The sequence below is a fragment of the Saltatorellus ferox genome (assembly GCA_007751475.1).
Lineage (GTDB): Bacteria > Planctomycetota > UBA1135 > UBA1135.
Genome location: CP036434.1, coordinates 7,159,382 through 7,185,168, shown reverse-complemented (window position 1 = coordinate 7,185,168; position 25,787 = coordinate 7,159,382). Strand labels below are relative to the sequence as shown.

Sequence of the window (25,787 nt, the reverse complement as noted above, 5' to 3'; positions counted from 1 at the left end):
AGCGTCGTGGGAGGCTTGGGCGGGCGTACGCCGCGGGCGATTGCGCATTCAGCGCATTCCATGCCGAACCATTCCGCCTCATTTGGGCCGGCAGGGCTACGCTGGTCGCATGAGAACTGCATTGGCAAGCGCCGCAGCGTGCGGCGTCCTCGGTCTGGCTGCCTTCCAGACCAGCCCGCCCGCACCTGAAGTCCGCTCGGACCTTCCCATGGAAATGCGACTTTGGCCCGGCGCGGCCCCTTCTGAGCCCGAGGACTTCGAGGGTCCGTCCGACCCCGCAGCGAAGACTGCGCAGGTGGGTTCCGGCGGCATCTCCAGGATTCAGTTCGTCGACGAGCCGACCCTGACGCTCTATCCGGCTCGAGGGGAGACCGCGAACGGCGCGTGCGTCGTGGTGCTGCCAGGCGGCGGCTACAACATCCTCGCGTGGATCCATGAGGGCGTCGAGGTCGCGCAGTGGCTCAACACGCTCGGTGTGACCGCCGTCGTGGTGAAGTACCGCGTGCCGAGGCGCGACCCCGAGCATCCGCACGTCTGGCCGATGCAGGACGCACAGCGCGCCATGCGACTCACGCGCGCCCACGCCGAGGAGTGGGGGATCGACCCCGGCCGCGTCGGTCTCCTGGGCTTCTCCGCCGGCGGGCACCTCGCCTGGGCCACGGCCACGAACGATCCCGTGAAGCTCACCTACCCGCGCGTCGACGCCGCGGATGACCTGAGTTCTCGTCCCGACTTCCTCGTGCCGATCTACGCGGCGTACCTGCACGACCCCGATGGCCCGCGCGTGTTTCCCCCGGAGATTCGTCCCGGGGAGGACACGCCGCCGACGTTCATGGCCGTCACGCTCGATGACCTGGACCGCGGCGCGGACGCTGCGCGCATGCTGATCGAACTCAAGAAGTTCGACGTGCCCGCCGAGCTGCACGTTTTCGCCAGAGGCGGCCACGGCTACGGTCTGCGCGATACCGGTGTCCCGGTGAATCAGTGGCCGAAGCTCTGCGCCGACTGGATGAGGGCCTCGGGGTTCCTGACGGCTACTCGATGAGTTTGCGCAGGAGCTGAATCGTCTCTTCGGGCTCCGGCCGCAGCGCGTGATCGGTCTGGACCGTCGCGGAACGTACGATGCCATCGGTCCCGATCACGACGCGCGCGGGCATCGGGAGCTTCCAGTCGCTCGTTCCGTTGTGCATGGGCAGGTCGAGCCCGAGACGCATCTCGACCTCCCGCACCGCATCGGGCGTATCGACCACGAGTCCGAAGGCTTCCCCGACCAGGTTGTCCTCGTCGTGGAGAAGCTCGAACGCGAGCCCGAGCTGCTGCTTCAGCGCCTCGCTGTGCTCGAAGCGCTGGGGGCAGATACCGAAGAGCTGTGCGCCCATGGAGCGGATCTCGTCGTGACGTCGGTGCAGAGCTTCCAGCTCCGCGAGGCAATAGGGTCACCAGTTGCCGCGGAACCAGGTCAGGACCACGGGCCCGTTCGCGAGCAGTTCGCCGAGCGCCAGCGTGCGCCCGCAGGTGCTCCGCATCGCAAAGTCCGGCGCCCGCGTTCCGGCCCGGATCGCCCGTTCGGCCAGACCGCTCGAGCGAAGCGCCTCGACGTGCGCATCGAGGACGCGAATGTCCTCGGCGGGCGTCGGGCCCTCTTCGAACGCGGTTCGGATCGCGCGCAGCGTTTCGTGGAGAGCCATCGGACGGGATTGCATCTTGCTGGATTTGCCTGGCGTTTCGTGCAGCTTGCCAAGGTTCTGTCGTCTGTCGGGAGGCAATGCCACTCGGTTTCGTCACTCCGAGCGTGACCTCGCCATTAGGGCGTATAACTAAGGTCCAAGAGTTCGCCCGCGGGGCCCTCGCTCCTTCTTTTTGTTGCTGCCAGACAGATCCACTCGCCCATGACCCTGATCGAACGCCCCCTCGCTCCCCAGTTCGACAAGACCACTGCCTTCCTGTCTGCCATTCGCGATCGCGTGGGAGAGGTCGTCGTGGGCCAGGACATCGTCGTCGAGCGGATCCTGATCGCGCTTCTGACGGGCGGGCACCTTCTCCTGGAGGGCGTGCCCGGCCTCGCGAAGACGCTGCTGGTCGCCGCGGTCTCCAAGACGGTCGCCCTCGACTTCGCCCGTGTTCAGTTCACGATCGATCTTTTGCCGTCGGACATCCTCGGCTCCGAGATCCTCGACCAGCGCGACCACACGTTCCGCACCCACAAGGGCCCGATCTTCACCAACCTGCTCCTCGCCGACGAGATCAACCGCGCCGCCCCCAAGGTGCAGAGTGCGCTCCTGGAGGCCATGCAGGAGCGCCGCATCACCATCGGCAACGAGAACTACGGACTGCCCGTGCCGTTCCTCGTGATCGCGACCCAGAACCCGGTCGAGCAGGCCGGTACGTTCGAGCTCCCCGAGGCCCAGCTCGACCGCTTCATGCTGCTCCACCGTTTGCAATACCTCGACCCCGAGGACGAGAAAGAGGTGCTGCGCCGCAACGCCAAGCTCGGCATCAAGCGCGACGAGAAGGGCGGCGCCATGGTCAAGACCGAGTTCGACATGGTCGATCGCGGCTCCGTCGGCGGCAAGGATGAACTCGCCCACGCGATGGAGGACGTGTCGAAGGTCTTCGTCTCCGAGCCGTTCATCGAGCACGTCATGGAGATCGTCGAGCGGACCCGCAAGCACCCCGATCTCGACCTCGGCGCCTCGCCGCGCGCGGGCATCTCGCTCGTGAAGGCGTCCCGCGCCCGCGCGCTCATCCACGGCCGCGACTACGTGATCCCGGAGGACCTGTACGCGCTCGCCGAGGACGTCATCCTGCACCGTATTCGCGCCAGCTACGAAGCGCTCGCCGAGGGGCGCGATACGCGCGTGATCCTCGAAGAGATGCTGGGCGAGATGGGGCAGGTCTGATCCCGATGGCCTACTCCGCACCGGACAACAGAACGGGACGGCCAGCGGGCTCGCGTTCTGCGGCGACCCCGGAGCGCCGCCTCCCCGAGGGGGAGCTCCCGCCGATCGACCCGCTCGACACGCGCCGCTACTTCATCGCCATCCGGCGACTGGCGGACACGCTCAGCCACGGCACCGATCGTTCGCGCTTCCTGGGCGCGGGCCTCGAGTACGTGCAGTCGCGCCCCTACGTGCCCGGCGACCCGGTCCGCGCGATCGACTGGCGCGTCACGGCGCGCTCCGGCGAGGTGCACGTCAAGGAGTACGAAGCGCCCAAGCGCATGCCCGCGTGGCTGCTCTTCGACACGTCGGCGTCGATGACCTATTCGTCCATCGAGCGCTCCAAGTACGCCGTCGCCGCCCAAGCTGCTGGAGGGATCGCGTTTGCGCTGCTCGACCGCGTGAGCCCGGTCGGGCTGCTCGGCACGGGCGAGCGCGAGATCCGCGTGCAGCCGAGCCTCTCCAAGGACGACGTGATGCAGTGGCTCGTCAAGCTGCGCAAGTTTCGTTTTGGCGAGGAGACCACGCTGACACGGCGGCTGACCGAGCTGAACGCTCGCCTCGCCAACAAGGCGCTCGTGATCGTCTTCAGCGACATGCACGAAGAGGGGTCCATCGACGCGCTCAAGCTCATGGCCCAGGTCCACGACGTGGTCTGCCTGCAGTTCATCGATCCGGCGGAGCTCGGCCTGCGCGGCGCGGGGATCCTGCGGGCCGAAGAGGCCGAGTCGGGCGAGACCTTCGTCACCCACGGACGGCGGACCTTCAGCGACCCGGACGAGATCAAGGCCCGGCTGCGGCGCGGCGGTATCGATCACATGGCGATTCGCACGGATCAGCCGTTTGCCCAGGCGCTGCGCATGTTCTTCGCCACGCGCGGGATTCTCTCGGGGGGCAAGCGATGAGGTTCCTCACGACTGTTCTCCTGGCCGTCGCAGCTGCGTCCACGGTTGGCGCCGCGCTGGCCCAGGAGCCCGGCGAGAAGATCGAGTTCTTCCGGCCGACTGCCCCCGGGGCGGAATCGAAGGTGAAGCCGGTTGGCGAGACCACGGTCGGCATGCGCGTGTACCTGACGGAACTCGTGATCCCCGGTAGCGCTGTCCAGGCGAAGCCGGTGGCCGACCCGGGCCGCGCCGACGCGCTCGTGCGGATCCAGCACGAGTACACCCACGGATCGGGCTTTCGCTACGACATCGAGGTGACCCCGTTCATCGAGGGAACCCTCGACCTGCGCGACTACCTGGAGCGCAAGGACGGCACGTCCCTGGAGGACGCGCCGGAGCTCCCGCTCACCGTCGACGCGATGCTGGAGCCGGACGTGCTGACGCCCGGGGACCCCGAGGTCCAGCCGCCCGGCCAGGTGGGCGGCTACAAGAAGCTCATGATCGGCGCGGGCATCGCCTGGTTCGTCGGGCTGCTGCTCCTGATCTTCGCCTTCCGCCGGAAGGCGGAGCCGCTCGTCGAGGGCGCCGGGAAGCACACGCTGACCCTGGCGGATCGACTGCGGCCCCTCGTCGAGGAAGCGCGTCGTTCCGAGATCTCCAACGAGCGGCGCGCGGAACTCGAGCGGCTCCTGCTCGCGCACTGGCGTCGTCGCCGCGGGCTCGAGGACCTGCCGGCTGCGAAGGCGGTGACGCAGCTGCGCCACGATGACGAGGCAGGGCCGCTCTTCCGTCAGCTGGAGGAATGGCTGCATCGTCCCCGGGGATCCGCGGATTCGGCGGTGGACGTGTCGGCGCTCCTGGCGCCGTACGAGAACGTGGCGGCGGAAGCGCCGGCCGCGGGGGGAGCGTCACGCCCGTGAATCTCCCGTTCGACATCACCCTCAGCCTGAGCTTTGCGCGGCCCTGGATCCTCGCGTTCCTGGTGCTGCCCGCGATGCTCTTCTTCTGGGTCTGGACCCGCCGGGGCGCACGGCTCGCGCTGCCCTTCGACCACCAGTACGGGGATCCCAAGAAGTTGCCTGGCCGCCGCGCGCGCGGCCGGGCGCTGGGCTTCTTCCTGAAGCTCGCCGAGTCGGTGCCCGCGCTGCTTGCGGTTATCGCGATCCTGCTGCTGGCAGGACCCCAGCGGGTCGGCGCGCCGAAGACCAAGCGCAAGCTCACCAACATTCAGTTCTGCGTGGACGTCTCGGGTTCGATGACGGCTTCCTACGGCGAGGGGACGCGCTACGACGCTGCGATGGAGGCCATCAACGGGTTCCTCGACTTCCGGGAAGGCGACGCGTTCGGGCTGACGTTCTTCGGCAACAACGTGCTGCACTGGGTGCCGCTGACGAGCGATACCTCGGCCTTCCGCTGTGCGCCTCCGTTCATGGATCCCAAGCGCGGGACCATGCCGCCCTGGTTCGGTGGCACCGCGATCGGCAAGGCGCTCAAGGCGTGCCGCGACGTGCTCATCACGAGGGAGGAGGGCGATCGCATGATCATCCTCATCTCGGATGGCCAGTCGCCCGATCTCTACGGTGGACAGGACCAGGAGATCGCCGACATGATGCGCGAGGCAGGGATCAGCGTTTACGGCATCCACGTGGCCAGCGGCGGCATCCCCGGGGAGGTCGTGAACATCGCGTCGATCTCCGGCGGTGAGGTCTTCGAAGCCGGCGATCCTGTGGCGCTCGAGACGGTCTTCAAGCGCATCGACGAGATGCAGGTCGCCGAGCTGGAGAAGGTCGCGGGCGAGCAGCTCGACGCGTTCGGTCCTTGGTGCTGGCTCGGGCTGGGCGCGCTCGGGCTCTTCGCGCTCTTCGGTTTCTTCCTGCGGGCGACCCCCTGGTAGACGCGGCATGACCCAGGAAACGATCTTCATCACCGTCGGAGCGGCCGTGCTCGTTCTGCTTGCCGAGGGGATTCACGCCCGGCGGATCCGGCGCGTGCGCCACCTCGCGTTCGGGCCGGGCGGGCGGCCCGCGGCCTGGACGGCGCTCGTGCCGTTCGCCCGGTCGATCGCCGCGGCCGCGCTGGCCTGGGGCTTTGCGACGCTGATCTTCGACGTCACGCCCAAGCAGCATCGGCTCCAGGCGCGCGCCGAGGGCGACTGGCGCCATCTGGTGCTCGTGCTCGATGTGTCGCCGTCCATGCGTTTGGAGGACGCGGGGCCAGAGAAAAAGCAGAGCCGCAAGGCGCGTGCCCGCGACGTGCTCGACTCCATGTTCAGCCGCGTCGCCATTGGCCAGTACAAGATCACGGTCGTCGCGACCTACACCGGCGCGATCCCCGTGGTGACCGACACCACCGATTCCGAGGTCGTTCGCAACGTGCTCGACGACCTGCCGATGCACTACGCCTTCAAGTCGGGCGAAACGCGCCTCTTCGACGGACTGGAGGAAGCGGCCAAGATCGCGAAGGCGTGGCCCAAGGACAGCACGACGCTCGTCATCGCGAGCGACGGCGATACCGTGCCACCCACGGGAATGCCCAAGATGCCGCCGTCGGTCAGCGGCGTGCTCGTGGTGGGCCTCGGTGACCCGGTGCAAGGCAGCTTCATCAACGGTCGAAACTCCCGCCAGGACGTGTCGGCGCTGCGGCAGATGGCCCTCCGCCTCGGAGGGACCTACCATGACGGCAATGATCGCCAGGTGGCATCGGACGTGCTCGCCGAGGTCACGACGGGGGCGGAGAAGGAGTCGGTCCTGCAGCTCACGCGGCGCGAATACGCACTCCTTGCGACGGCGCTCGGGGCTCTGATCCTCGCCCTTCTGCCGCTGGCGCTCCAGTTCCTTGGAAGCCGCTGGGCTGCCGTCAGGCCCATGGGCCGCCGCGCACGCGCCGCATGACGTCGCACCCCTGAGGCCTCCCGGCGCCCGAAGAATCCAGGGCGCCCCGCCCGCAAAACGCCGCTTCCGGCCAACATGGGGAAGAGCGATTCGCTTCTTCCCGTCACCCTTCACCCTCACCGCACCCAACACCACCACCAGCCCGCGAGGACCTGCCACCCAAGGAACTTCCATGCGAAAATTACTCATCGGCCTCTGGCTGCTACTCCCCGTAGCCGCCTGGGCCTACCACGAAGGACCCGGCCAGGAGCGCATGGCGCTCGACGCCACGGACGCCAAGCTGACGCTTGCGCGCGCCGCAGCTGCCAAGGGGGACTGGCCGGGTGCGATTCTGCACTTCGAGGCCGCCGCCAAGGAGATGCCGGCGCTCGATACGCCCGAGCGCGTGACGATGGCGCGACAGATCCGTCTGTCGATGGCCAAGGCCAAGCTGAACGCGTCCCAGCTCGTCGACGCCCGTCGCGAACTCAAGGACCTCGTCAAGGAACTCGGGGAAGACAGCGCGGTCGCTGGCGATCCTGCCCGGAGCGCGCTGCTCGACGAGGCGCGCGAAGCCCACGCGAACGCGCAGTACTACTGGACCTGGCTCATGCGACTCGAGGGCGCCCCGCGCACCGAGTGGGAGCCGGAGGTCGAAGTGGCCCGTCAGACCTATCGTTTGCTCGCTGAAGAGGCGGATGCCCGCGGCGAATCCAAGTCGGCTGTCTCCCACATGGAAGACCTGGAGGCGACCGTCAAGCTGGCGCGCCTCGATCTGGAGGAGCTGCAGGGCTTGCCCCTGCCCTCCCAATGACAGGGAAACGGAACATGAAACGGTTCCGGAAAGCGCCCCGGTCGGGGCGCCAAGCCTGGCAAGCAGCCTGAAGACTCTCGAAGCGCCGGAGGCGGTCCGCCGCCTGACGGCAGCGGCTCCTGAGGCCGCGTGACTGAAGTCCGAGCGCGGCCGACGCTTGCCTGTCCGAAGGCGAAGCTCGACCGCGCTCGTCCACACCCGCCGCTACTCGCTCCTGTTCGATTCACCGCGGGGCCTCTGCCTTTCTCTCTGGGGGGCGCTGGCTCCCGGAATCACCCACGACGCTCGTCACCCATGGTTCGTTTCGCTCCTTTCGTTTCCTTGCTGATCGTCTCGCACCTGGCGGTCGGCGCCGAATGCACCGCTTCTGCCCTCAGCCAGCAGACGATGGTCACCCTCAAACCGGCGACCGTCGTTCGGGTCAACGGTCAAACGATCATCAACGGTCAGAACCTGACCTCGATGACCCAGGCAGACCTTCGTGCGCTGGTGGCCTCGGGCGGCAAGGTCACGGCCAGCAGCGGAGGGGCTTCGGCGGAGGGCGCACCGGGCGACGACGACGACGAGGCCGAAGAGAAGCCCGTCGATCCGCAGTTCATGCAGCAGTTCCAGCAGCTCCAGCTGGACCGGCGTCCATCGACCATGCTGAAGGAGTGGGCGAAGCCCGATCCGCTTCCCTCCGACGAAGACCCCGAGCTCAAGGACCCCGAAGACCCCGAGCCGCTCCCCGACGAGCCCAAGGCGCCCGAGGCGCCGACGAAGCCGGAGCGGCCCGCGGATCTCGTGCCACCGGTCCTGCCCGAGGACGTGGTCCAGCCCGTGGACGGCCTCGCCGGACTGATGGCGCTGGCGGCGAAGAAGCAGGAAGTCGCCGCCGCGTACCCCGAGAAGCGGGCCGCCTACGAAACGGCGCTCGCGGCCTTCGAAAAGCTCGAAGCGGACTATCAGACCGCCCAGGCCGAATACGAGACCGCGAAGGCGGCGTTCGACGAGGACAAGAAGGCCTGGGACAAGCTCAAGAAGGCGTTCGACAAGGAGAAGGCCAAGGTCGACCAGAAGAAGGCGTCCCAGAAGATGAAGCGCATCAAGCGCGACATCGAACTCTTCAGCCGCAACGTATCGCTCGGGCGCTGGGACGAGGTCGCCGAGACGCTCGCGCTCTTCAACAAGCAGGCGAAGATGCAGTACGAGCAGATGCTCGGAAAGATCTCGCGCTCGCCGCAGCCGATGAACGGCCAGCTCGCGCCGTTCCAGGAGGAGCCTGCGTTCGAGTTCGACGACATCATCAGCCTGATCCGGATCGCGCCCCAGGGGCCAGATCCCGAGGACCCGGACACGATGGGGCCCGAGGGCTTCGATCCGAAGCGGGCGATGCTGATCGCGCCGCTCGTGCGGCGCGTACTGGATCAGGGGCATAGCCTCGACGACTGGGTCGCGCGTCTGCGCGCGGAGGTCGCGCGATCCGAAGAGGAGCGCCCGGAGGAGGGTGGCGTCGTGGACCGGCGTCTGGCTGCGCTCCTGCTGGCGGCCCAGGGCTCCTATCTGGAGCTCGGTGAGTTCCTCCCGACGATGGCCGAGGCCGAGGAAGCGAACGACCGCGAGGGGCTCAACCTCCTGGCGAAGCATCTGATGGCGGAGCACCAGGACGAGCCGCGGCCGGAGACGCTCAGCGCCGCCTGGGACGCGACCATGGCGACGCTCGCACCCGGCGAGATCGAGGAGGCCGTCAAGATCGACGCCCTCAAGCGCGCGGTGGGGCTCGCCAAGAAGGTCCGCGAGGCCAAGGGGGAGAACTGGCTGCGCGAGTCGTTCCAGGAGCGGCCCGAGCGCGGCATGGAGGTCCTCGCGACCATCGGCGCGGAGGCCTCGATGGGCATGGTCACGCGCTCTTTTCAGCCGGACGAGCGCCTGGAAGACATGAAGCTCCTGCGCACAGCGGTCGACGCGCTCCTGGAAGTGGCGCCGGAGCGAGCGGAGGAGTGGAGCGACACGCTGACGCTCGTGGCCGACACCTGGCTGCGCGAGGCGAAGCACGCGTTCGAGAACTCCCAGCAGTCGTCGATGGGGCCCCAGTACGAGCGAGATAGCTACGGCAACATCTACTGGACGAGCTATCGCTCCAGCTACAACCGCGTCGTCGTTCAGCCGGTCGAGCCGACGGATCTTCTGGAGGCGCGCCCCGATGGACTCTGGCGCGAATCGCTCCCTGCGAGTCTGCGCCCGAAGATCGACCAGACGATCGCGGAGCTCTACCTGAAGGTCAATGAGGAGGCGCTCGCGTTTCCCTACATCCGCGACCTCGCGGGGCCGAACCCGAAGAAGGCCGAGGAGCTGGCGAAGACCTTCATCGAGGTCTGGATCAACAACAACGATCCCAACTCCAGCCGGAACCGCACGAGCATCTACAACTTCAGCTACGGCTACAACACGCGGGCCAGCGGGATCCCGCTGACCCGCAGCAAGCAGGACCGCAACCTTCGCGATCTCGCGAAGTGGGTGGCGAAGCTGCGCGAGATCGAGGGACTCGAACTCGACTCCGAGCTTCTGATGCGCGCCTTCACCCAGACGCACAGTCAGGCGGAGATCTACCGCGTGGAGGTCCTGGAGCAGGTCTTCGGGTCCCTGGATGCGCTGAAGCCGGAGACGCTCGCCGCGATGACCCAGCGGATGCGCGAAAACCTCGCGGAAATCTGGCGCGCCCCCGACGTCCAGCGAGCGGCGAAGACGAACCGCAAGCAGAAGGACATCGAGGCCGAGGTCCAGCGCGGGTACGAGATCGCGCAGTCGATGCTCGCGCGGGCGCTGGAGTCGCATCCAGACGCCTGGCAGCTGGAGACGTCGCGCGCGGCGCTCCTCCACGACCTCAACAACTACCGCAACGACCTCCAGAAGTCGTCGGACTTCTCGGGGTCCCGCAAGGAAGCGCTGGAGCTGTTCGCGAAGGCGGCGCGCCACTACGTGGCCGGGATTCCCGAGCTGCGGACCGACGAGTACTCGGTGGAGGCGTTCAGCTCCTGGTTCGCGGCGGCCCTCGGGGCGAGTGACCTGAAAGCCGTCACCGACGAGACGCTGCTCGCCAGCCACGAGATCCCGAAGATCAAGTCGGCCCTCGACGATCTGGAGGGAGAGGCCGGAGAGAAGCATCGGGCCATGTTCGCGAACATGCTCTTCACTCGGCTCAGTTCGCTGAACCCTTCGGTGAAGAATCGCTACCTGGAGGCCGGCTTCGACATCGTGGGAGATCACCCCCAGGCGCGCGCCGCGCGCAAGGTCTATGACTACTACGCCGACCTCGTGACCGAGATCGAGCTGCGCGCCACGATCGACGGCGACACCGACGTCGGCCAGGAGCCGTTCGGGCTGCGCGTGGACATTCGCTACACGAAGGAGATCGGTCGGGAGAGCGGCGGGTTTTCGAAGTACCTGCAGAACCAGGCGAACGCGGTCAACGCGTACTACAACTACGGCAGGCCCCAGGAGAACTACCGCGACAAGTTCGAAGAGGCCTGCCGCGCGGTGCTGTCCGAGCAATTCGACGTGAAGTCGGTGACCTTCAACCAGGAGAAGGCGGGGTCCAAGGCCGAGGAGGAGTACGGCTGGCGACGGACCTCCTACGCTTACATCTTGCTGCAGGCGAAAGGGCCCGAGGTGGACCGCGTCCCGCCGCTGAAGCTCGACCTCGACTTCAACGACGTCACGGGCTACGTGGTGCTCCCGATCTCCTCGCCGGTGGTGCCCATCGACGCGTCGGCGAAGGACGTCGAGCCGCGCCCCTACGCAAACGTTTCGGTGACCCAGATCCTCGACGAGAACAAGGCGGACGAGGGGATCCTCGTCATGGAGGTGAAGGCCCAGGCGGAAGGCCTCGTCCCTGAGCTGGAGACCCTCGTCAAGATCGACCCGGAGGACTTCGAGGTCACCAAGACGGAGGATCAGGGGGTCTCGATCGCCCGCTTCGCCGACGACGAGGAGACGATCATCTCGGAGCGCCTCTGGCTCGTGGAGATGAAAGCCAAGGAGGGCGTCGGGAAACCGCAGAACTTCCGCTTCGCCGCGCCGACCGACGAGTCGATCCAGACCCTTTACCAGCGCTACGACGACGCCGACCTGATGACGGCGGAGCTGGAGGTGAACCTCGAGCACGCCTACGAGACGAAGAAGCCGTTCGACTGGCGCTGGCTGCTCTTGATCCCGGGCCTCGCGGCCGTCTTCTGGATGCTGTGGGCCGTGGTCAAGGGCGACCGGCCCGCCGAGGCCGCCAAGGGCCTTCAGGTCCCCGACGACGTGACGCCGTTCACGGTGCTGAACCTGCTCCAAGAGGTCCGCTCCTCACCGAGGATCGGAGACGCGGAGCGCCGGGACCTCGACGCGGCCGTCATCCGGATCGAGACTCACTACTTCGGAGAGGTTCAGAACGGCGCCGCGCCGGATCTCCGCTCGATCGCCCACGACTGGGTGAAGCGCGGCGGGTAACGCCTGTCTCGATCGGGAAAAGTGCCCCCATTCCTGACCACCGAGTGGTCAGGAATGGGGGCACATTTGCGTGAATCATCGAGGCCCGGCTTCGGGCGCGGTAGACTTTGCCGCCGGGCCATCGCCCCGGAGCCATGACGGAAAGAGCCCACACCCAAGACGCTTCGGCGGGTACGTCTGCAGCGAACGCGCAGGCTCAGATCGAGCTTCACCGCGCGCTGGCGCCTCGGTATGCGTATCGCTATTCGTTCAAGTTCAGCCGCCTCTTCCAGGAGGAGTGGCACGCCGAGATGATCCGGCACGCGCCCCAGGCGTCCAAGCGGCTCCTCGACATCGGGTGCGGCACCGGGTTCTTCTTGGCGGAGCTGGAGGCCCAGCGGCCCGGATCCGTCGGCCTCGATATCAGCCACGAGATGCTGCGGGTCAGCGAGGAGTACGTCCCGAATGCACGGCTCGTGACGGCGGACGCCGAGCACATGCCGTTCAAGCCCGAGGCCTTCGACGTCGTGTTCTGCAAGGGCAGCCTCCACCACATGCGCGATCACGTGGGGTTCCTCGAAAGCTGCAACGACGTCCTCGCGAAGGACGGCCTCCTCGTCATGAGCGAGCCGTGCAACGACAACCCGATCATCCGGGCGGCGCGCGCGATCATGTACCGCAAGAGCCAGCACTTCGACGTGGGCGACCAGGGCTTCACGCGCAAGGGCATCGTCGAGCTGACCGAGGCGGCCGGCATGGACGTCCTGAAGACCAAGAAGTTCGGCGTCCTCGCCTACGTCTTCGCGGGGTTCCCGGACCACCTCGGCGTGCTTCGTTTCGTGCCCGGTTCGGCGCTGATCACGAAAGCCTTCATCGGGATCGATCGGATGCTCTGCGCGATCCCGGGACTGTCGCTCCTCGGCTTCCACGTCCTCGTGGTCGCCCGACCGCGTCACCGCGCCTGAAGGGTCCCTATTCCGGGTCCGGGAGCCGCATGATCCGCGGGTTCCGGTAATCGATCGCGGCCCACTTGGCCTCCAGCGAGATTCGCCCGCCGGTCACCAGTTCGTCGCCCCGGCGCACGTCGATCATCTGATTGACGACCTGGCCGTTGACCATGAAGGTCACCTCCTCGCCGCCGTTCACGATCAGCTCGATCTCGTTCCATTCTCCCGTCGGCTTCTCCGCGGCGAGGGACACGCGATTGGACTCGCGCTGCTTGTCCGTGCCGATGCGCTGGATCGGGGCTGCAGGGTCGAAGTGCCCATCCTTCGTGTGGGCGGCGACGCTCAGGTCCTGCCCGTGTACCCAGAGGTCGCCGGACATCCACTTGTTGAGGTCGTCCGCGTCGTCGAGCGGTGAGTCGCCGAGCCTGCATTCGAGGGCCGGTGGCCACACGTCCTCGGTGTCCGAGGCCATGTGGAAGAGGACGCCCGCTTCGCGGTGCCGGTCGCTGCGAGCGCCAAAGCGCGGACCGAGCCAGCGGTACTCGACGCGGAACACGTAGCGGCTGTACTCGGCCTCGGTGTGGAGGTGGTCGTTCTCGGCGTCGTCTCCTTCGGATAGCGCGCCATAGACGCGGATGATCCGGCCAGGCTCGGCCGTGAAACGCAGCTCGCCACCCTCGTCGTTCTTGGCCTGTGTCCACCCGGAGAGGTCGCTGCCGTTCAGGAGCGGAACGAACTCGGGGCCGGAGCTCTCGTTGGCGGCGTTCGGGTCGCTGGTCTTCTGGCCCGGCCCCTGGCCGTCCGGTACGGAGGCGGCCTCGATGATGCCCGGATGGCAGCTCACCGAAAGTAAGATCAGGGGCAGCGCGAGCCGGATCCTGAGGAGAGTACGAAGCATGCCTTGCTCGCCCTTCGAGCGCGGTTCGGGGTGGGGTGGTTCCATTATGGACCTGCGGAGACTCGCTGCCGCAGATGAACGCAGGGTAAAGGCGCTGCCGGAGGCCGTGACGTCAGCATGCGACGGGCTTCGGGGATCCGCTGAATTTTCTCGGTTGATCGCGGGTAGCGGGGGCAGTTACCCCTTCAGGGGCGGGCCACAGGCCGCTGCATGTGGCAGCGGCTCGATCACAGTCCGCCCGAATCAACCTCCATGCCCCTCATGCTCCGTACGACTCTCTCGATCTCTCCCCTCCTCGTCGCCGCCGCGTCTTTCCTGATGCCCTCCAGCGCGCCGGCTCCGGCGGCTCCGGCCGCCGCCCAGGAGCGCGTCGCCAAGAAGGAGGCCAAGGATTTCCCCGCGCTCCTCACGAGCGCCCGGGCTGCCTGGGACGCAGGCCAGTACGGCAAGGCGTCCGCCGAGCTCAAGGAGGCCTCGAAGCTGGTCGCGATGAAGCAGCGCGAGGGCATCCTGGCCGCGTTCCCGGCGGCGCCGGAGGGCTGGACCTTCACGCCCTCGGAAGTCGAGGAGGGCGCGGTCATGCTCATGGGAATGACCGGGCTCACCGTGGAAGGGCGCTACCAGGGCCCTTCCAACGAGCACGCCTCGATGACGGTCATGGTCGACTCTCCCATGGTTCAGATGATGTCCATGATGTTCGCCAACCCCGCCATGCTCGGGGACGACGCCGAGGTCATCAAGTACGGCAAGCATCAGGCGATCCTCCAGAAGAACGGGGACAAGCGCTACGACCTCCAGCTCCTGATCGGCAACGACTTCATCCAGGTGGAATCGCGTGAAATGACCGACGAAGCACTCCTCGGCCTGTGCAACCAGGCGATGGTCGACAAGCTCGAAGCGGCGATGAAGAACTGACCTGACGATCCGGAAGACTTTTCCTCCAACCGGGGAAACCCTTGGGGGATTCGCGCGCCCTGTCGATAGCGGGGGCGTATGTGCGGAGTCTTCGGTTCGGTCGCGAGGTTCGGTGAGGTTCACGGTGTCGAGGAGAGCGCGTTGCGGCGCATCCTCGACGCCTTGAGCCATCGTGGGCCCGACGGACAGGGAACCTGGAGCCAGGAGAACGTCCTGCTGGGCCATACGCGGCTGGCCGTCCGCGATCCCGGGGCCGAGGCTGCGGCTCAGCCGATCCTGACCCCTCACGGGCGCCACGCCCTCGTCTACAACGGCGAACTCTACAACGACCGCGAGCTGCGCGCCCAGCTGGAACCGCGCGTCCTCCAGGCGACGGGCGGACGGGGATTTCGAACCGCATGCGACGCGGAAACGGTGCTCTGGGCGCTCGCCCTCGACGGTGAGGCGGCTTTCGACAGACTCCGTGGGATGTACGCCCTCGCCTTCGTGGACGTCGCTTCGCGAACGATGCTCCTGGCCAGGGATCCGCTCGGTGTGAAGCCGCTGGTCTGGTCGGCGACGAGCGACGGAGGCATGGCCTTCGCGAGCGAGCCGCGCGCGCTCCTTCAGCATCCCCGCATCGAGCGGCGACCCGACGAGGAGATGATCGGCGCCTACCTCGTCACCAGCCGACGGACCATGGGCGATCGCACCCTGTTCGAAGGCGTGCGCTCGGTGCCTCCTGGCTCCGTGCTGCGGGTCGATCTCTCGTCGAGCGCACCGCGCCCCGTGGAGGTCGCGGGCGGTGCGCGCCTCGCAAGACGCGTTCAGAATTCGAGCGCGAGCCCAGCAGCGTGCCGGGACCTCATCGAGGACTCGGTGCTCGCCCAGCTCGTCAGCGACGTACCGGTCTGCGCTTTCCTCAGCGGCGGGCTCGACAGCGCGATCCTCACGCGACTCGCCGCGGACGAGCGCGCGCGCCGCGGCGCCGACCCGCTCGCCACATGGTGCGCGAGCGCGTTCGAGAACGGCGAGGAACTTGGCCCCGATCCGCCCATGGCGCGCGCGTTCGCGAGGAAGATCGGCTCGACTCACACCGATGTCCACACGGACGAGGCCGCCTTCCTGACGGGATGGCGGGATCACGTCGAGCATCTGTGGCAGCCGCTCTCCACGCCGAACGAGGTCGCCATCGCGGCGACCTCGCGGGCCATCCGGCAGGCCGGCGCCCTCGTGGCCCTTTCCGGCGAGGGCGCGGACGAACTCTTCGGCGGCTACGACAGCGTCCTTGCGGCCTTCGCGGCTCACTCGTCGATGGACAGCCCGCCGATCGGCGCCGCGCGCTTCCATCTGGAGATCTCCTCCTGGGTTTCGCCCGCCGCTCTGCACCAGATCATGACGGGTGCGCGGGCCGAGAGGATCGCCGCCTCACTCGTGGAGGCGCACGAGGAAGCGTTCCGGAAAGCTTCGCTCGCGGCCGGTCCGTACGCGAGTGATCTGGACGCGCATCTGCGGCTGCAGCGCACCATGAACCTGACGCCGCTGCTGGAGCGACTGGACGCGGCGACGATGCGCTATGGGATCGAAGGGCGCACGCCGTTCGCGGACGAGCGCGTTCTCGCGTTCGCCGATCGTCTTCCCTTCGCCGCGAAGTTCGAGGTGCGCGCGGAGGGCCAGTACGCCTCCAAGAAGATCCTGCGCGAGGCCTTCCGATCGATCCTGCCCGCGGAGATCGTGGATCGGCCAAAGGCCTCGTTCCCGATGCCTTTCGAGCGCTGGTCCGCCGGGCTCGCGACGCGCGCCACGGCATCGCCGTTCGTCCAGGAGTGGATCCAGCCCGCCGCGGTCGAGGCCGTGGCCGCGGATCCAGCCCGGCACTGGAAGCTCTCCTGGCTGATCGCCAACCTCGCCCTCTTCGGTGAGGTCGCGTTCGGTGAACCGGCGGAAGGCGTCCGCCGGGCCGCCTGAGCCTGTGCCTACTCGATCGTGATGCGCACGCGCTCGGACTTCGCGACGTTGCCGACCGCTCCGAAGTCGCGGACCCACCACTGGGCCTCGTAGGAGAGGCCCACGAGTACGGGCGCCAGCGCCTCGTCGTCGAGCCACGTCATCGTTCCCTGACCCGCGCCGATGCCCTGGGTCATCGCGGCCAGCGGCAGGCCGTTGCGGAGGTCCATCGTGGTCGCGCCGCCGGGGACGTTGACGAGGTCCACGTGCAGGACCGTGAAGACGTCACCGAGCGCGTCGAAGCCGCCGACGCGGAAGCCCTGGTTTCCTTCCCTGGGCGGCGACGTGGCGATGATGCCGGGGGTGAAGCCGCCGGTTCCCGCAACCGCTCCCGCGCCGAGCGGGAGCGGGTTCCGGTTCGCCGGTGAGCGCTCGGACCAGAGGCTCGGGCGGTCGAACGGAGCGGTTTCGGCGGCCACGCGCGGATCGGTGAGCGTGTTGAGGAACGCCACGATGTCGCCGCGAACCTGGGGCGGAACCGTGAGCCCGATGAGCCGCTGGTCCTTGTTGTTCGCGAACGCGCCGCCGTCGGCATCGTAGAACGCGAGCAGATCGTTCAGGTCGTTGATGGCCGGGGCGCCAGCGCTGCCCGGTGCACCCGTGTGGAAGAAGCGCTCGCGCAGCGCGACGTTGCGCAGCGACGGCGTCTTGAAGCGCCCGCGGTCGCCCGGTTGGCCGGTCACCGCCTGGCGACCGCTGTCCTCGGCGATCGGACGCAGGCCAAGGTTGTGGAACTGGCGGTCCGAGAAGAGCGAGCCGGCGTGGCACTGCGCGCAGCGCGACTGCGGACTTCCGAAGGCGCCGCGCCCGCGGTTCTCGGCCGGCGTGAACTGGGCCTGGCCGCGCATGACGCGGTCGAACTTGGACTGGTCCGGAACGAGCGTTCGCTGGTACGCCGCGAGGGCGAAAGCGATACGGACGGGGGTGATCTCGGCGGTGCCGAAGGCGGCTTCGAACAGTTCGGGGTACGTCGGGTCGATCGCGAGCGCCGCCTGCATGTCGGCGGTGAGGTTCGTGGCGAGCGCCATCGGGCGTGCGCTGGCCAACCGGCCCGTCACGCTGGCCCAGCTACGATCCTCGTCGGCCATCTCGACCGTGTTCATGATCGGCTGGAGGGACTGCGCCTCCAGCGCGCCGCCCTGGGGGATCACGACGAGGCCGGTCAGGGGGTCCACGAAGTCAGGCCCGACGCGGCCGTCCCAGAAGAGCTCCGGGAAGTAGGCGCCGGTCATCATGCTCGGCGTGGTCCTGGGGGTCGACTGCTCGCCGAAGCCGAAGGTGGCGTCGGCGACGAAGTGCCCGAAGCCGTTCGCGCGGTGCACGCCGGGGGAACCGAAGAGATCGTCCGCCGTTCCCGCGACGCCGTCCGGGCCCGGGTGGGCGGGCGTGTTCGTGAGGCGGGGATCCGCGCCGCCCGTCCGGGCCTGGTGACAGGTGCCGCAGGCCATCGTCCCGTCGCTGGAGAGCTGCTCCTCCCAGAACAGCATCTTGCCGAGGACGGCTTTCTCGGCGGTCGTCGGGTTCTGGGGCGGGGTCGGCGGCGCGGGGAGCGCTCCCTGGGAGAGGGAAATCGAGGCGGTGGACGCGGCGAGCGCGGCTGCCAGGGTCCACCGGGCGATGGATCGGTCGGCGAAGGGAGTGCTCTTGGTCATGGTGGGCGACTCGGCGGAGTGAAGGGGTTTCGGAACGGGGCCTGGGGGATCCAGCTCTCGTTCGACCCAGCATCTCTCGCGTCCCGAGGGGTGGCAAACGGACGCTCATGGCGCTCTCATTCGTTCGACGGTGTGGATGTTTGCGCTTCGTTAGCGTTCGGGTTGAACCAGTCTCGGACTCCGCCCGTTGACACCCCGGGCGACCTGCCTCATCCTCCTGGGCCGCGAAACGCCCCGAGTTCCTGCGTCACCCGCCCCCGGCAGCCGACTAGCCCGGATTCCCCCCGCGCTGCGGGCCCTCTCCGGGCCCCTTCTGCGGGGCTCCTTCTCCGGGGCTCCCCCTTCGGGAGTTCCTTCGATCCCCGTCGATCGTTCACGTCTTTCCTATGCAACGAGCCACGACCGCCCTCTTCACCCGCGCTGCCTGCTCGGCCGCCGCCCTCTCCCTTCTGAACGTCGCCGCCCTCGCGGCGCCGGATCGGATCTATCAGTCGAACGGATCCATCCTCGAGGATGTCACCGTCGTCGAAGAGGGTCTCGGCACCGTCACCTACAAGCCGTCCGGTTCCAAGAACGAGGAAACCGTGGACTCGGAGCTCGTCCTCGACATCGAGTTCTCGAACAAGCCCGAAGAGGTGGCCATGGCGGACGTGGACGCGTCCAACGAGGCCTTCGGCAGCGCCCTCGCGGGCATGCAGAACTACCTGGAGAACCTCGGCGGTAAGAACGACAAGAAGTTCCCCTGGGCGCCGAACTACGCGCGCTATCGCATCGTCGAGCTGAGCGCGTTCATGAACGACGTCGCGGGGATGTCGGCGGCCGTGGACGCTCTCGTGGCGGCCGCGCCGGACTCGCGCTACGCCCCGCTGGCGATGATCGACAAGATCGAGACGCTGCTTCTGAACGGAAACGCCGCCGACGCCAAGGCCAGCGCCGCCGCCTTCAAGGAGATGATCGCCGCCAAGGGCCTGACCCAGCGCTGGAAGTACGAGCAGGAGCTCCTCGCTCTTCGGGCGGACACCTCCAAGCGGGGAGAGGCGCTGGAGAGCGCGCTCCAGGCTCTTTCGCGCTCCGCCGCCGTCTTTCCGACGGTGACGAACGCCGCGGACGTCGCCACGGCCGAGTCGATGCTGGCTCGCTCGGAGTTCGCTGCGGCAGAGGAACTCTTCCGCGGCGTGACCGAGGCTTCGAACGCCGATGACGCCACGATGGCGGCCGCCTTCACGGGCCTCGGGGACTGCCTCTACCGCCGCGCGGAAGCCAAGGCGAGTTCGGACGAGGAGGCCGCCAAGGCGCTTTTCGGAGAGGCCCAGCTGGCCTTCATGCGCACCGTCGTCAACTATCGCCTCCAGTACGCCCACGTCGCCAAGGCGGCGTTCTACGCGGGACGTTGCTTCCAGCAGATCGGTGGCGAGGGCTCGAAAGAGAAGTCGTCGAAGCTCCTGATCTCGGTGATCGTCAACTTCAAGGGATCCAAGTGGGCCGAGTCCGCCAAGGAGTTCCAGAAGCGCAACCGCTGATCCGGCGGGATCGATTCGCCTGCCCGGCTCCAGGCAGGTGTCATCCAGGGAACTTGACGTGAGAAATCGATCCACCGAATCTTCGGTGGATCCCGCGAGTCCGCAGTGGCCGCTCCCCGAATCGGGGGGCGGCCATTTTTCTTGGGTGACGAGCCGTCGAGGGGGCGAGCGGGGCTGACCTTGGAGGTCCGGGCTCTGGACAGCGGTCCACGCGGTTGGTTCGCGGATTCCATGTGCGGGAAGGCGGCGGCAACGTTCCACAGCGAGTGGGGCCGTTACCGAGGGGGGCTTCGAATGGGTCTTGTCGGTTGAGCAGCAGCTCCCGGGCGTGCGGCTGAACGCGCTGTCCACGACCTCTCGACCCCTCCTTCCGGACCCAACCGATGCCCCACCATTCGACTTCCCTCCCGATGCCGTCCGAGCCATCGGGGGCCTGGGAACTGATCGCCGCCTACCGATTGAGCGTCGTCAAGTTCCTCCAGCGCAAGTGCCGCGACATCCACCAGGCCGAGGACCTGGCCCACGACACTCTCATCAAGGCCGCGCGCTACGGGAACGCGCTCGCCCACGTGGCCCGCCCCGGCGCATGGCTCATGCAGATCGCCGCCAACGTCCAGCGAGATTTCGTACGGAAGGAGATCCGGCATCGCCTCCTTCCCCCGACCGACGATCTGTTCCACGAGGTCATCGGCACCGAACCGATCCCCGGGGAGTCGCCGGGTGCGAACTACTACGAGGTCGACGGGCAACGGTTCGCCGAGGACCTGCTCGTCGCCGAGATTCGCGAACTCTGGAACGGCATGTCGGTGCGGGATCGGACCGTCCTGTCGAGCTACTACCGCGAGGGTGGCTCGGCCGAACTCGCCGCCGCCAACTGCGGCATCGATCGGAACCTCGTCAAGATCCGACTGTTCCGCGCGCGTCGTCGACTGGAGGCCGACCTGCGTCGTCGACTGGACCGTGCTTAGCGAACTGCCCTGGTTCCCGTGGCGGATCCGGGTCCGGATCTTCCTCGTGCGATGGTGGCCGGTCGGGGTCGGTCTGGCCGCCGTTCTGGTCTTCACGTGGTCGCTCCGCTCTTCCCATGAGAGGCCCCGAGGGCGGCTTCTTGACCCCGTGAGGGCCGATTCTGGGTCTCGCGAGGTGACAGAAGCCGTCCAGGGGAAGGACGCGGACAGCAGCGTCAGGTCTGCCCCGAAGAGCCGCTGGGAAGCAGCGCGTGACCGCCTCGACGAGGCCCATCGTCACCGTCGCGAGGGACGAACGGCGGCGGCGCTCCGCGATTACAAAACGGTCATGGAGACCCCGACGGCGCGCACGTCCGACCGTCAAACAGCGCGGGCATGGAGCGCTCGCATGCGACTCATCGACGGGGAACGTTCTGCGCTCGTCGACCTGCAATGGCTCGCGTCACAGCGACTCGAACCACAGCTCTATGCCCATGTCGCAACGTCCGCGATGCAGGGTGTTCCTTCCGCGCCATCCGTCGACGTGGACATCGCGAAGCGAGCGATCGTCGCCGCTGCGACGCGCCAGCTCACGCGCGCAAGTCGGGTTCGAGGTGAGTCCGGAGAGCGCGCGCGACGGTGGCTCGACCGAGTGCTTGCAAGGAGCGCCACATTTTTTTCGCCATGAACACTCCGGTTTCTTTGGGTTTTCGGCGAAGGAACACGTATCTATCTTGCTGAGGCGTCGCCTGGACTTGGAACACAGAGGAGATCACACCAGCTCCGACCTGTTCACTGAAGAGTGCAGACGATGATCTCGGTTACGGCCACGACATCGAAAGGCGGCCCTCTCCTTCGGGAGAGGGCCGCCTTGTTGTTGCAGACCGGTGCCGCGCGTCAGTCTCGTCCGACCTCGAGGTCGAGCGGGGCGCGGGCCGAGAGTGCGTCGTCTACCGACCGACGCCGTGGTAGGTGAAGCCGAGTTCCTCGACCGTTTTGCGCGGGAAGATGTTTCGGCCGTCGAACACGACCGGCGACTTGAGTGCGGCCTTGAGGGCATCGAAGTCGGGTCGGCGGAACTCGCTCCACTCCGTGACGATGACGAGGGCGTCTGCGCCTTGCGCGGCCTCCATCGGGCCCGCGGCGTACTCGATCTCATCGCCGAGGTAGTGGTCGCGCGCCTCGTCCATCGCCTCGGGATCGTGGGCGATGACGGTCGCGCCAGCGGCCTTCAGGGCCCTGGAAAGCACGATTGCGGGCGCTTCCCGCATGTCATCGGTGTTGGGCTTGAACGCCAGGCCCCAGAGCGCAAAGCGCTTGCCGGTGAGGTCCTCCCCGAAGTGTTGCGTGATCTTGCGGAACATCAGGAGCTTCTGGTCCGCGTTCACGTCCTCGACGGACTTGAGGATCTTGAAGTCGTACCCGTGCTTGTCCGCCGTGTGGATGATCGCCTTCACGTCCTTCGGGAAGCACGAGCCGCCGTAGCCGATGCCGGAGAAGAGGAAGCGGGATCCGATCCGGTCGTCCGACCCGATGCCCTTGCGAACGTTGTCGACGTTGGCGCCGACGAGTTCGCAGACGTTGGCGATCTCGTTCATGAACGATATGCGGGTCGCGAGCATCGCGTTGGCCGCGTACTTGGTGAGTTCGGCCGAGGCCACGTCCATCGTGTAGATGGGGTTGCCGGTCCGGACGAACGGCTCGTAGAGCTCCGTCATGATCCGGGCGGCCCGCTCGGTGTTCGCGCCGATCACGACGCGGTCCGGCTTGAGGAAGTCGTCGATCGCGGCGCCCTCCTTGAGGAACTCCGGGTTCGAGACGACGTCGAACTCGTGCTTCGCGATGGGGGCCATCGCGTCCTCGACCTTCTTGGCCGTGCCGACGGGGACGGTCGACTTGTCGACGATCACCGTGTAGGCGGTCATGTGCTCGGCGATGCTTCGCGCGGCGGCGAGGACGTACTGGACATCCGCACCCCCGTCTTCTCCCGGGGGCGTGCCGACCGCGATGAAGGCAACCTGCGCATCCTTCATCCCTTCCGAGTAGTCCGTCGTGAAGTGGAGTCGCCCGTCGCGCACGTTGCGCTTGATCAGCTCCTCGAGACCGGGCTCGAAGATGGGGACGATGCCTTCACGAAGGCCGTTGATCTTCTTCTCGTCGATATCGATGCAGGTGACCGTGTTTCCGCTCTCGGCGAAACACGTACCAGCCACGAGACCCACGTAGCCAGATCCGACGACGGCAATGCGCATGTTGATGAAGGGGGAAAGGGGGGCGGCTTGCCCGCCCGAAGGACTAGGGGGAGGTCGGCCTGGTGGAGATAGGAAAGCCACTGGCTGCCATCCAGGGGCCCTGCGCCGAATTGTCGGCGGATGGACCCTGGACGCTGATGAGCCGGGGAGGATACCGTCTTGCGCGTCGATGGCCGCGTAGAAGCGGCTGGCTGACGGGCAAGGGCGATTAACTCAGCGGTAGAGTGCCTCGTTTACACCGAGGGGGTCGGGGGTTCGAATCCCTCATCGCCCACCATTTGCCTTTTTGGCTCAGATCGGTATCGGTCTGGCTCAAATTGGAGAGCGGAAGCCGCTATTCGCGCCAGGGTTCAGTGGTACCGGGCGCAGTGGTACCGGGTTCCGGGGCACCGGTTTCCGGGGCGCCTGCTCCGAGGATGACGGCGACGGAGCCGAGAGAACCTCTTCGGCCCGGTACGCGGAAGACTGCCAGCAGCCCCTCGCGCGGGCCGCTGCCCCGGAACATCGCTTCGAGTTCCAGGGAGGTCCGGGGGTGGTTTCGCTTCTTGACCGTCACGGGGCCGATCTGGCGTGCCCGCAGGGCCTTGCGGACGCGCTTGCGGTCCGCATTCAGGCTCTCGAGGATGGGCCAGGCCCGCGTGAAGGGCGACGTGGGTGGGCGATCCGATACCATGAACATCCCGCGGACTTCCGCCTCGATCGGGGCGAGGTCATGTTCCGCACAGAAGTGGCCCGCCAGCTCTGACTGCCAGAGCGTCGGATCGAGCTCCACGAGCCACATCCCGGGGCCCAGTCGGTCGACGGGGAAGGGAGCCGGCAGCGCCACGGGGGCCGCGTGGGAGCTGTAGTGCGCCGCCGCCGTCCCTTTCCCCGCTTGCGAGGTGCGGAGGGCCGTCGCGAGCCTCATGCCCGGCGAGGTACCCAGCGAACCGGTCCACAGAGCCAGCTCCTTCATCTCGCCATCCAGGCTGATCCACTCCAGCCGCAAGGGCGTCTCGCTCTCGCAGTCCAGCCCTTCCGCCGTGGCATCCAGGCTGGGCGGTAGCTTGATGCAGGCGCCGCGGGCGCTCCTGGCCAGCTGAAGCGTCTGGGAGAGCGGCGGCGCCCACCTTTCGGGGCGCGGCTCGCGATGCTCGCCGTCCGGTCTCCGATCCGGATCGAGCAGCACCAGCGCATCGGCCACCGCCGCGCGCGCAAGTGGCGGCTTCCGGAGATCGCCGCGGAGGATCACGTGGCGGGTGCGGGCTGCCGCCCCGGTAGGGATCGAGCCCTCATCGAACGCCGCGCGCAGGTTGGCCGCCGCACAGCGCGCGGATTCTGCATCCCAGTCGGTCGCGATGACCAGGCTCCCGTGATCCCCTGCTTCCGGGGCCTGAAGTTCCGGGGCCCGAAGTTCCAGGGCCCGAAGAATGGCCACGGCGTCCGATCCGACGCCGCAGCAAGCATCCCAGACCACCGAGTCGCCCGTCGCGTCAGCGGCGAATCGGCTCGCCCGGTATTCGGAGACCGCCGCTGGCGTGGCCTGTTCGATTCCTTTCGAGGTCCAGAACAGCGGCCGGCCCTCCGGGAACCGCTTCCGCGCTCGCCGCGTCAATTCATCCTGAAGGGACGCAAATCGCGCCATCTCGGGTCCATGGGCGGCGCGCAGCTTCTCGATCTGCCCGAGCGTCAGCGGAGCATCAGGGTCCCCTCCAGCGGCTCCACCGGCCCGCGCACTCATCCTGATCGAACGCCAGAGAGCTGCGAGATCGCCCTCGCCGGCTCGCAGCTGCTTCCAGACCTCCGCCTCCATCCCGCCATCTGAATCCATCTGCGACTCGGAGCCCAGCGCGAAACATGGGCGCGGAAAGGAATTTCCTGCAACCGTTCTCAGGGAGCGTTCATGAAGAACGGCGTCCGCCTGCCCGCTTCCGTGCTGGACTCCGATCCCCTGAATCGCTTGCGACCCATCGTTCTTATCGACCCGGACCCTGACGGCCTGGAATGGTTGACCTCCCAGCTGATCGCCACGGGCCGGCCCATTCGTGGATTCTCCGACGCCGAGCACGCCAAGGCGAACTTCCAGGTGGGAGATGCGGCGGTGGTCGTGGTGGCGATCGGCCATGGGACAGCGAACCTGGATCACGCGGAGGAGAGCTCGGCCCAGGCGGTTCGGGAAGCCGCGTGCTGGATTCGAGCTTCGCACGCCCGCCCCGCGCTCCTGGCGCTGGCCCGTCGAGCCCTGGCGCCCAACTCCCTCGTGGCGGCGCTGCATCGCGGCGCGACCAGCGTGATCACGGTCGACCAGATCGTCATTCTTCGCGAACTCGTCGAGGCGCAGCTCCGGGCCAGGCAGTCCTGGGAAGAGCAGATCGAACCCCCGGACCAGGTGGCCTACCCGCACTCGAGTTTACGGGGCGAGGCGCCGGGGATGGAGCCAAGGATCCGTCCGTCGAACGGGGCGAACTCGCTCCGGGAGGTGACGTTGACTCCGCGAATACTGCTGAAGGATCTGCCGGTGAACGAGCCGGGGTGGATTCCACGACCCGTCGACTTTCAGATCACCGACGACGACCCCATCGACCTCAAGCTCTACGAGAGCAAGGCCGTTCTGCGGGCGATCGCCGCCGCCGATGGCAACCGGACGCTGGCCGCGCAGCTGCTAGGCATCGGAAAGAGCACTCTCTACAGGCGCCTGTCCGAGTGGCGGGCGACCCTGGGCTGAAGCGCCC

At 67.5% G+C, this 25,787-nt stretch carries 20 protein-coding genes, 1 tRNA gene and 1 pseudogene; 16 read left to right on the top strand and 6 right to left on the bottom strand.

Annotated features, from left to right (window positions below; all coding sequences use genetic code 11):
- Nucleotides 1–109 precede the first annotated feature (109 nt).
- Nucleotides 110–1,045 carry an alpha/beta hydrolase gene (locus Poly30_RS26050; RefSeq protein WP_145204721.1) on the top strand — a complete coding sequence of 312 codons (936 nt, stop codon included), beginning with the start codon at nt 110–112 and terminating at the stop codon, nt 1,043–1,045.
- On the opposite strand, the pseudogene Poly30_RS26045 reads toward Poly30_RS26050, so the two are convergent.
- Together Poly30_RS26045 and Poly30_RS26040 are read right to left on the bottom strand one after the other, a co-directional pair.
- Nucleotides 1,035–1,424: pseudogene (locus Poly30_RS26045) on the bottom strand (redoxin domain-containing protein); the annotation flags it as partial. The gene Poly30_RS26050 and the pseudogene Poly30_RS26045 overlap by 11 nt on opposite strands.
- A 12-nt stretch (nt 1,425–1,436) precedes the next feature.
- Nucleotides 1,437–1,688, bottom strand: coding sequence for a thioredoxin domain-containing protein (locus Poly30_RS26040; protein ID WP_145204715.1), 252 nt, complete (start codon nt 1,686–1,688; stop codon nt 1,437–1,439).
- 201 nt (nt 1,689–1,889) lie between these two features.
- On the opposite strand from Poly30_RS26040, the gene Poly30_RS26035 reads away from it, so the two are divergent.
- The 8 genes from Poly30_RS26035 to Poly30_RS26000 all read left to right on the top strand — a co-directional run bounded on the left by Poly30_RS26035 (nt 1,890) and on the right by Poly30_RS26000 (nt 12,924).
- Nucleotides 1,890–2,900, top strand: coding sequence for an AAA family ATPase (locus Poly30_RS26035; protein WP_145204712.1), 1,011 nt, complete (start codon nt 1,890–1,892; stop codon nt 2,898–2,900).
- Nucleotides 2,901–2,905: 5 nt separating this feature from the next.
- Nucleotides 2,906–3,844 carry a DUF58 domain-containing protein gene (locus Poly30_RS26030; protein ID WP_145204710.1) on the top strand — a complete coding sequence of 313 codons (939 nt, stop codon included), beginning with the start codon at nt 2,906–2,908 and terminating at the stop codon, nt 3,842–3,844.
- The gene (locus Poly30_RS26025; protein WP_145204707.1) at nt 3,841–4,743 is read left to right on the top strand and encodes a hypothetical protein; all 903 of its coding nucleotides are present in this window, start codon (nt 3,841–3,843) and stop codon (nt 4,741–4,743) included. Before Poly30_RS26030 ends, Poly30_RS26025 begins: the two co-directional genes overlap by 4 nt.
- Entirely contained in the window at nt 4,740–5,717 is a 978-nt protein-coding gene (locus Poly30_RS26020; RefSeq protein WP_419190687.1) for a vWA domain-containing protein, read from the top strand. The genes Poly30_RS26025 and Poly30_RS26020 overlap by 4 nt, the downstream gene beginning before the upstream one ends.
- A gap of 7 nt (nt 5,718–5,724) precedes the next feature.
- Nucleotides 5,725–6,714: a VWA domain-containing protein gene (locus tag Poly30_RS26015; RefSeq protein ID WP_145204701.1), complete on the top strand. Its 990-nt coding sequence runs from the start codon at nt 5,725–5,727 to the stop codon at nt 6,712–6,714.
- Between the two features lie 172 nt (nt 6,715–6,886).
- Nucleotides 6,887–7,507 carry a hypothetical protein gene (locus tag Poly30_RS26010; protein WP_145204698.1) on the top strand — a complete coding sequence of 207 codons (621 nt, stop codon included), beginning with the start codon at nt 6,887–6,889 and terminating at the stop codon, nt 7,505–7,507.
- Between the two features lie 294 nt (nt 7,508–7,801).
- A complete protein-coding gene (locus Poly30_RS26005) occupies nt 7,802–11,980 on the top strand; it encodes a hypothetical protein (protein WP_145204695.1) in 4,179 nt (1,392 codons plus the stop codon).
- Between the two features lie 134 nt (nt 11,981–12,114).
- On the top strand, nt 12,115–12,924 hold the full coding sequence (locus Poly30_RS26000) for a class I SAM-dependent methyltransferase (RefSeq protein ID WP_145204692.1): 810 nt from the start codon (nt 12,115–12,117) through the stop codon (nt 12,922–12,924).
- A gap of 7 nt (nt 12,925–12,931) precedes the next feature.
- Here Poly30_RS26000 and Poly30_RS25995 read toward each other — a convergent pair whose 3' ends face one another.
- On the bottom strand, nt 12,932–13,804 hold the full coding sequence (locus Poly30_RS25995) for a 3-keto-disaccharide hydrolase (RefSeq protein ID WP_419190686.1): 873 nt from the start codon (nt 13,802–13,804) through the stop codon (nt 12,932–12,934).
- A 261-nt stretch (nt 13,805–14,065) separates the two neighbouring features.
- On the opposite strand from Poly30_RS25995, the gene Poly30_RS25990 reads away from it, so the two are divergent.
- Nucleotides 14,066–14,719, top strand: coding sequence for a hypothetical protein (locus tag Poly30_RS25990; RefSeq protein ID WP_145204687.1), 654 nt, complete (start codon nt 14,066–14,068; stop codon nt 14,717–14,719).
- 78 nt (nt 14,720–14,797) lie between these two features.
- Nucleotides 14,798–16,666 carry an asparagine synthase (glutamine-hydrolyzing) gene (gene asnB / locus Poly30_RS25985; RefSeq protein WP_145204684.1) on the top strand — a complete coding sequence of 623 codons (1,869 nt, stop codon included), beginning with the start codon at nt 14,798–14,800 and terminating at the stop codon, nt 16,664–16,666.
- An 8-nt stretch (nt 16,667–16,674) separates the two neighbouring features.
- On the opposite strand, the gene Poly30_RS25980 is transcribed toward asnB, so the two are convergent.
- On the bottom strand, nt 16,675–18,357 hold the full coding sequence (locus tag Poly30_RS25980; protein WP_145204681.1) for a cytochrome-c peroxidase: 1,683 nt from the start codon (nt 18,355–18,357) through the stop codon (nt 16,675–16,677).
- Nucleotides 18,358–18,743: 386 nt separating this feature from the next.
- Between Poly30_RS25980 and Poly30_RS25975 the strand changes: the two genes are divergently transcribed.
- From Poly30_RS25975 to Poly30_RS25965, 3 genes are all read left to right on the top strand, one after another.
- Entirely contained in the window at nt 18,744–19,877 is a 1,134-nt protein-coding gene (locus Poly30_RS25975) for a hypothetical protein (protein WP_145204678.1), read from the top strand.
- Nucleotides 19,878–20,287: 410 nt separating this feature from the next.
- Complete coding sequence (locus Poly30_RS25970; RefSeq protein ID WP_419190685.1) at nt 20,288–20,845, top strand: RNA polymerase sigma factor; 558 nt, start codon at nt 20,288–20,290, stop codon at nt 20,843–20,845.
- 175 nt (nt 20,846–21,020) lie between these two features.
- Nucleotides 21,021–21,512 carry a hypothetical protein gene (locus Poly30_RS25965; RefSeq protein WP_145204672.1) on the top strand — a complete coding sequence of 164 codons (492 nt, stop codon included), beginning with the start codon at nt 21,021–21,023 and terminating at the stop codon, nt 21,510–21,512.
- A gap of 262 nt (nt 21,513–21,774) precedes the next feature.
- On the opposite strand, the gene Poly30_RS25960 is transcribed toward Poly30_RS25965, so the two are convergent.
- A complete protein-coding gene (locus Poly30_RS25960; protein ID WP_145204669.1) occupies nt 21,775–23,076 on the bottom strand; it encodes a UDP-glucose dehydrogenase family protein in 1,302 nt (433 codons plus the stop codon).
- Nucleotides 23,077–23,278: 202 nt separating this feature from the next.
- Here Poly30_RS25960 and Poly30_RS25955 point away from each other — a divergent pair.
- A tRNA-Val gene (locus Poly30_RS25955) sits at nt 23,279–23,353 on the top strand.
- A 57-nt stretch (nt 23,354–23,410) separates the two neighbouring features.
- Here the strand turns inward: Poly30_RS25955 and Poly30_RS25950 are convergent.
- Nucleotides 23,411–24,886: a THUMP-like domain-containing protein gene (locus Poly30_RS25950; protein WP_145204666.1), complete on the bottom strand. Its 1,476-nt coding sequence runs from the start codon at nt 24,884–24,886 to the stop codon at nt 23,411–23,413.
- Nucleotides 24,887–24,958: 72 nt separating this feature from the next.
- On the opposite strand from Poly30_RS25950, the gene Poly30_RS25945 reads away from it, so the two are divergent.
- A complete protein-coding gene (locus tag Poly30_RS25945; protein ID WP_145204664.1) occupies nt 24,959–25,780 on the top strand; it encodes a helix-turn-helix domain-containing protein in 822 nt (273 codons plus the stop codon).
- Nucleotides 25,781–25,787: the final 7 nt, after the last annotated feature.

Excerpts from the sequence above, each read along its gene's own strand:
- Poly30_RS26010 (WP_145204698.1), top strand. The coding sequence starts at position 6,887 with ATGCGAAAATTACTCATCGGCCTCTGGCTGCTACTCCCCGTAGCCGCC.
- Poly30_RS25970 (WP_419190685.1), top strand. The coding sequence starts at position 20,288 with ATGCCGTCCGAGCCATCGGGGGCCTGGGAACTGATCGCCGCCTACCGA.
- Poly30_RS26005 (WP_145204695.1), top strand. The coding sequence starts at position 7,802 with ATGGTTCGTTTCGCTCCTTTCGTTTCCTTGCTGATCGTCTCGCACCTG.
- Poly30_RS25980 (WP_145204681.1), bottom strand. The coding sequence starts at position 18,357 with ATGACCAAGAGCACTCCCTTCGCCGACCGATCCATCGCCCGGTGGACC.
- Poly30_RS26040 (WP_145204715.1), bottom strand. The coding sequence starts at position 1,688 with ATGGCTCTCCACGAAACGCTGCGCGCGATCCGAACCGCGTTCGAAGAG.
- Poly30_RS26050 (WP_145204721.1), top strand. The coding sequence starts at position 110 with ATGAGAACTGCATTGGCAAGCGCCGCAGCGTGCGGCGTCCTCGGTCTG.
- Poly30_RS26030 (WP_145204710.1), top strand. The coding sequence starts at position 2,906 with ATGGCCTACTCCGCACCGGACAACAGAACGGGACGGCCAGCGGGCTCG.
- Poly30_RS26000 (WP_145204692.1), top strand. The coding sequence starts at position 12,115 with ATGACGGAAAGAGCCCACACCCAAGACGCTTCGGCGGGTACGTCTGCA.
- Poly30_RS26015 (WP_145204701.1), top strand. The coding sequence starts at position 5,725 with ATGACCCAGGAAACGATCTTCATCACCGTCGGAGCGGCCGTGCTCGTT.
- Poly30_RS25950 (WP_145204666.1), bottom strand. The coding sequence starts at position 24,886 with ATGGATTCAGATGGCGGGATGGAGGCGGAGGTCTGGAAGCAGCTGCGA.
- Poly30_RS26025 (WP_145204707.1), top strand. The coding sequence starts at position 3,841 with ATGAGGTTCCTCACGACTGTTCTCCTGGCCGTCGCAGCTGCGTCCACG.
- asnB (WP_145204684.1), top strand. The coding sequence starts at position 14,798 with ATGTGCGGAGTCTTCGGTTCGGTCGCGAGGTTCGGTGAGGTTCACGGT.
- Poly30_RS25945 (WP_145204664.1), top strand. The coding sequence starts at position 24,959 with ATGAAGAACGGCGTCCGCCTGCCCGCTTCCGTGCTGGACTCCGATCCC.
- Poly30_RS25990 (WP_145204687.1), top strand. The coding sequence starts at position 14,066 with ATGCTCCGTACGACTCTCTCGATCTCTCCCCTCCTCGTCGCCGCCGCG.
- Poly30_RS26035 (WP_145204712.1), top strand. The coding sequence starts at position 1,890 with ATGACCCTGATCGAACGCCCCCTCGCTCCCCAGTTCGACAAGACCACT.
- Poly30_RS25995 (WP_419190686.1), bottom strand. The coding sequence starts at position 13,804 with ATGCTTCGTACTCTCCTCAGGATCCGGCTCGCGCTGCCCCTGATCTTA.
- Poly30_RS25960 (WP_145204669.1), bottom strand. The coding sequence starts at position 23,076 with ATGCGCATTGCCGTCGTCGGATCTGGCTACGTGGGTCTCGTGGCTGGT.
- Poly30_RS25975 (WP_145204678.1), top strand. The coding sequence starts at position 18,744 with ATGCAACGAGCCACGACCGCCCTCTTCACCCGCGCTGCCTGCTCGGCC.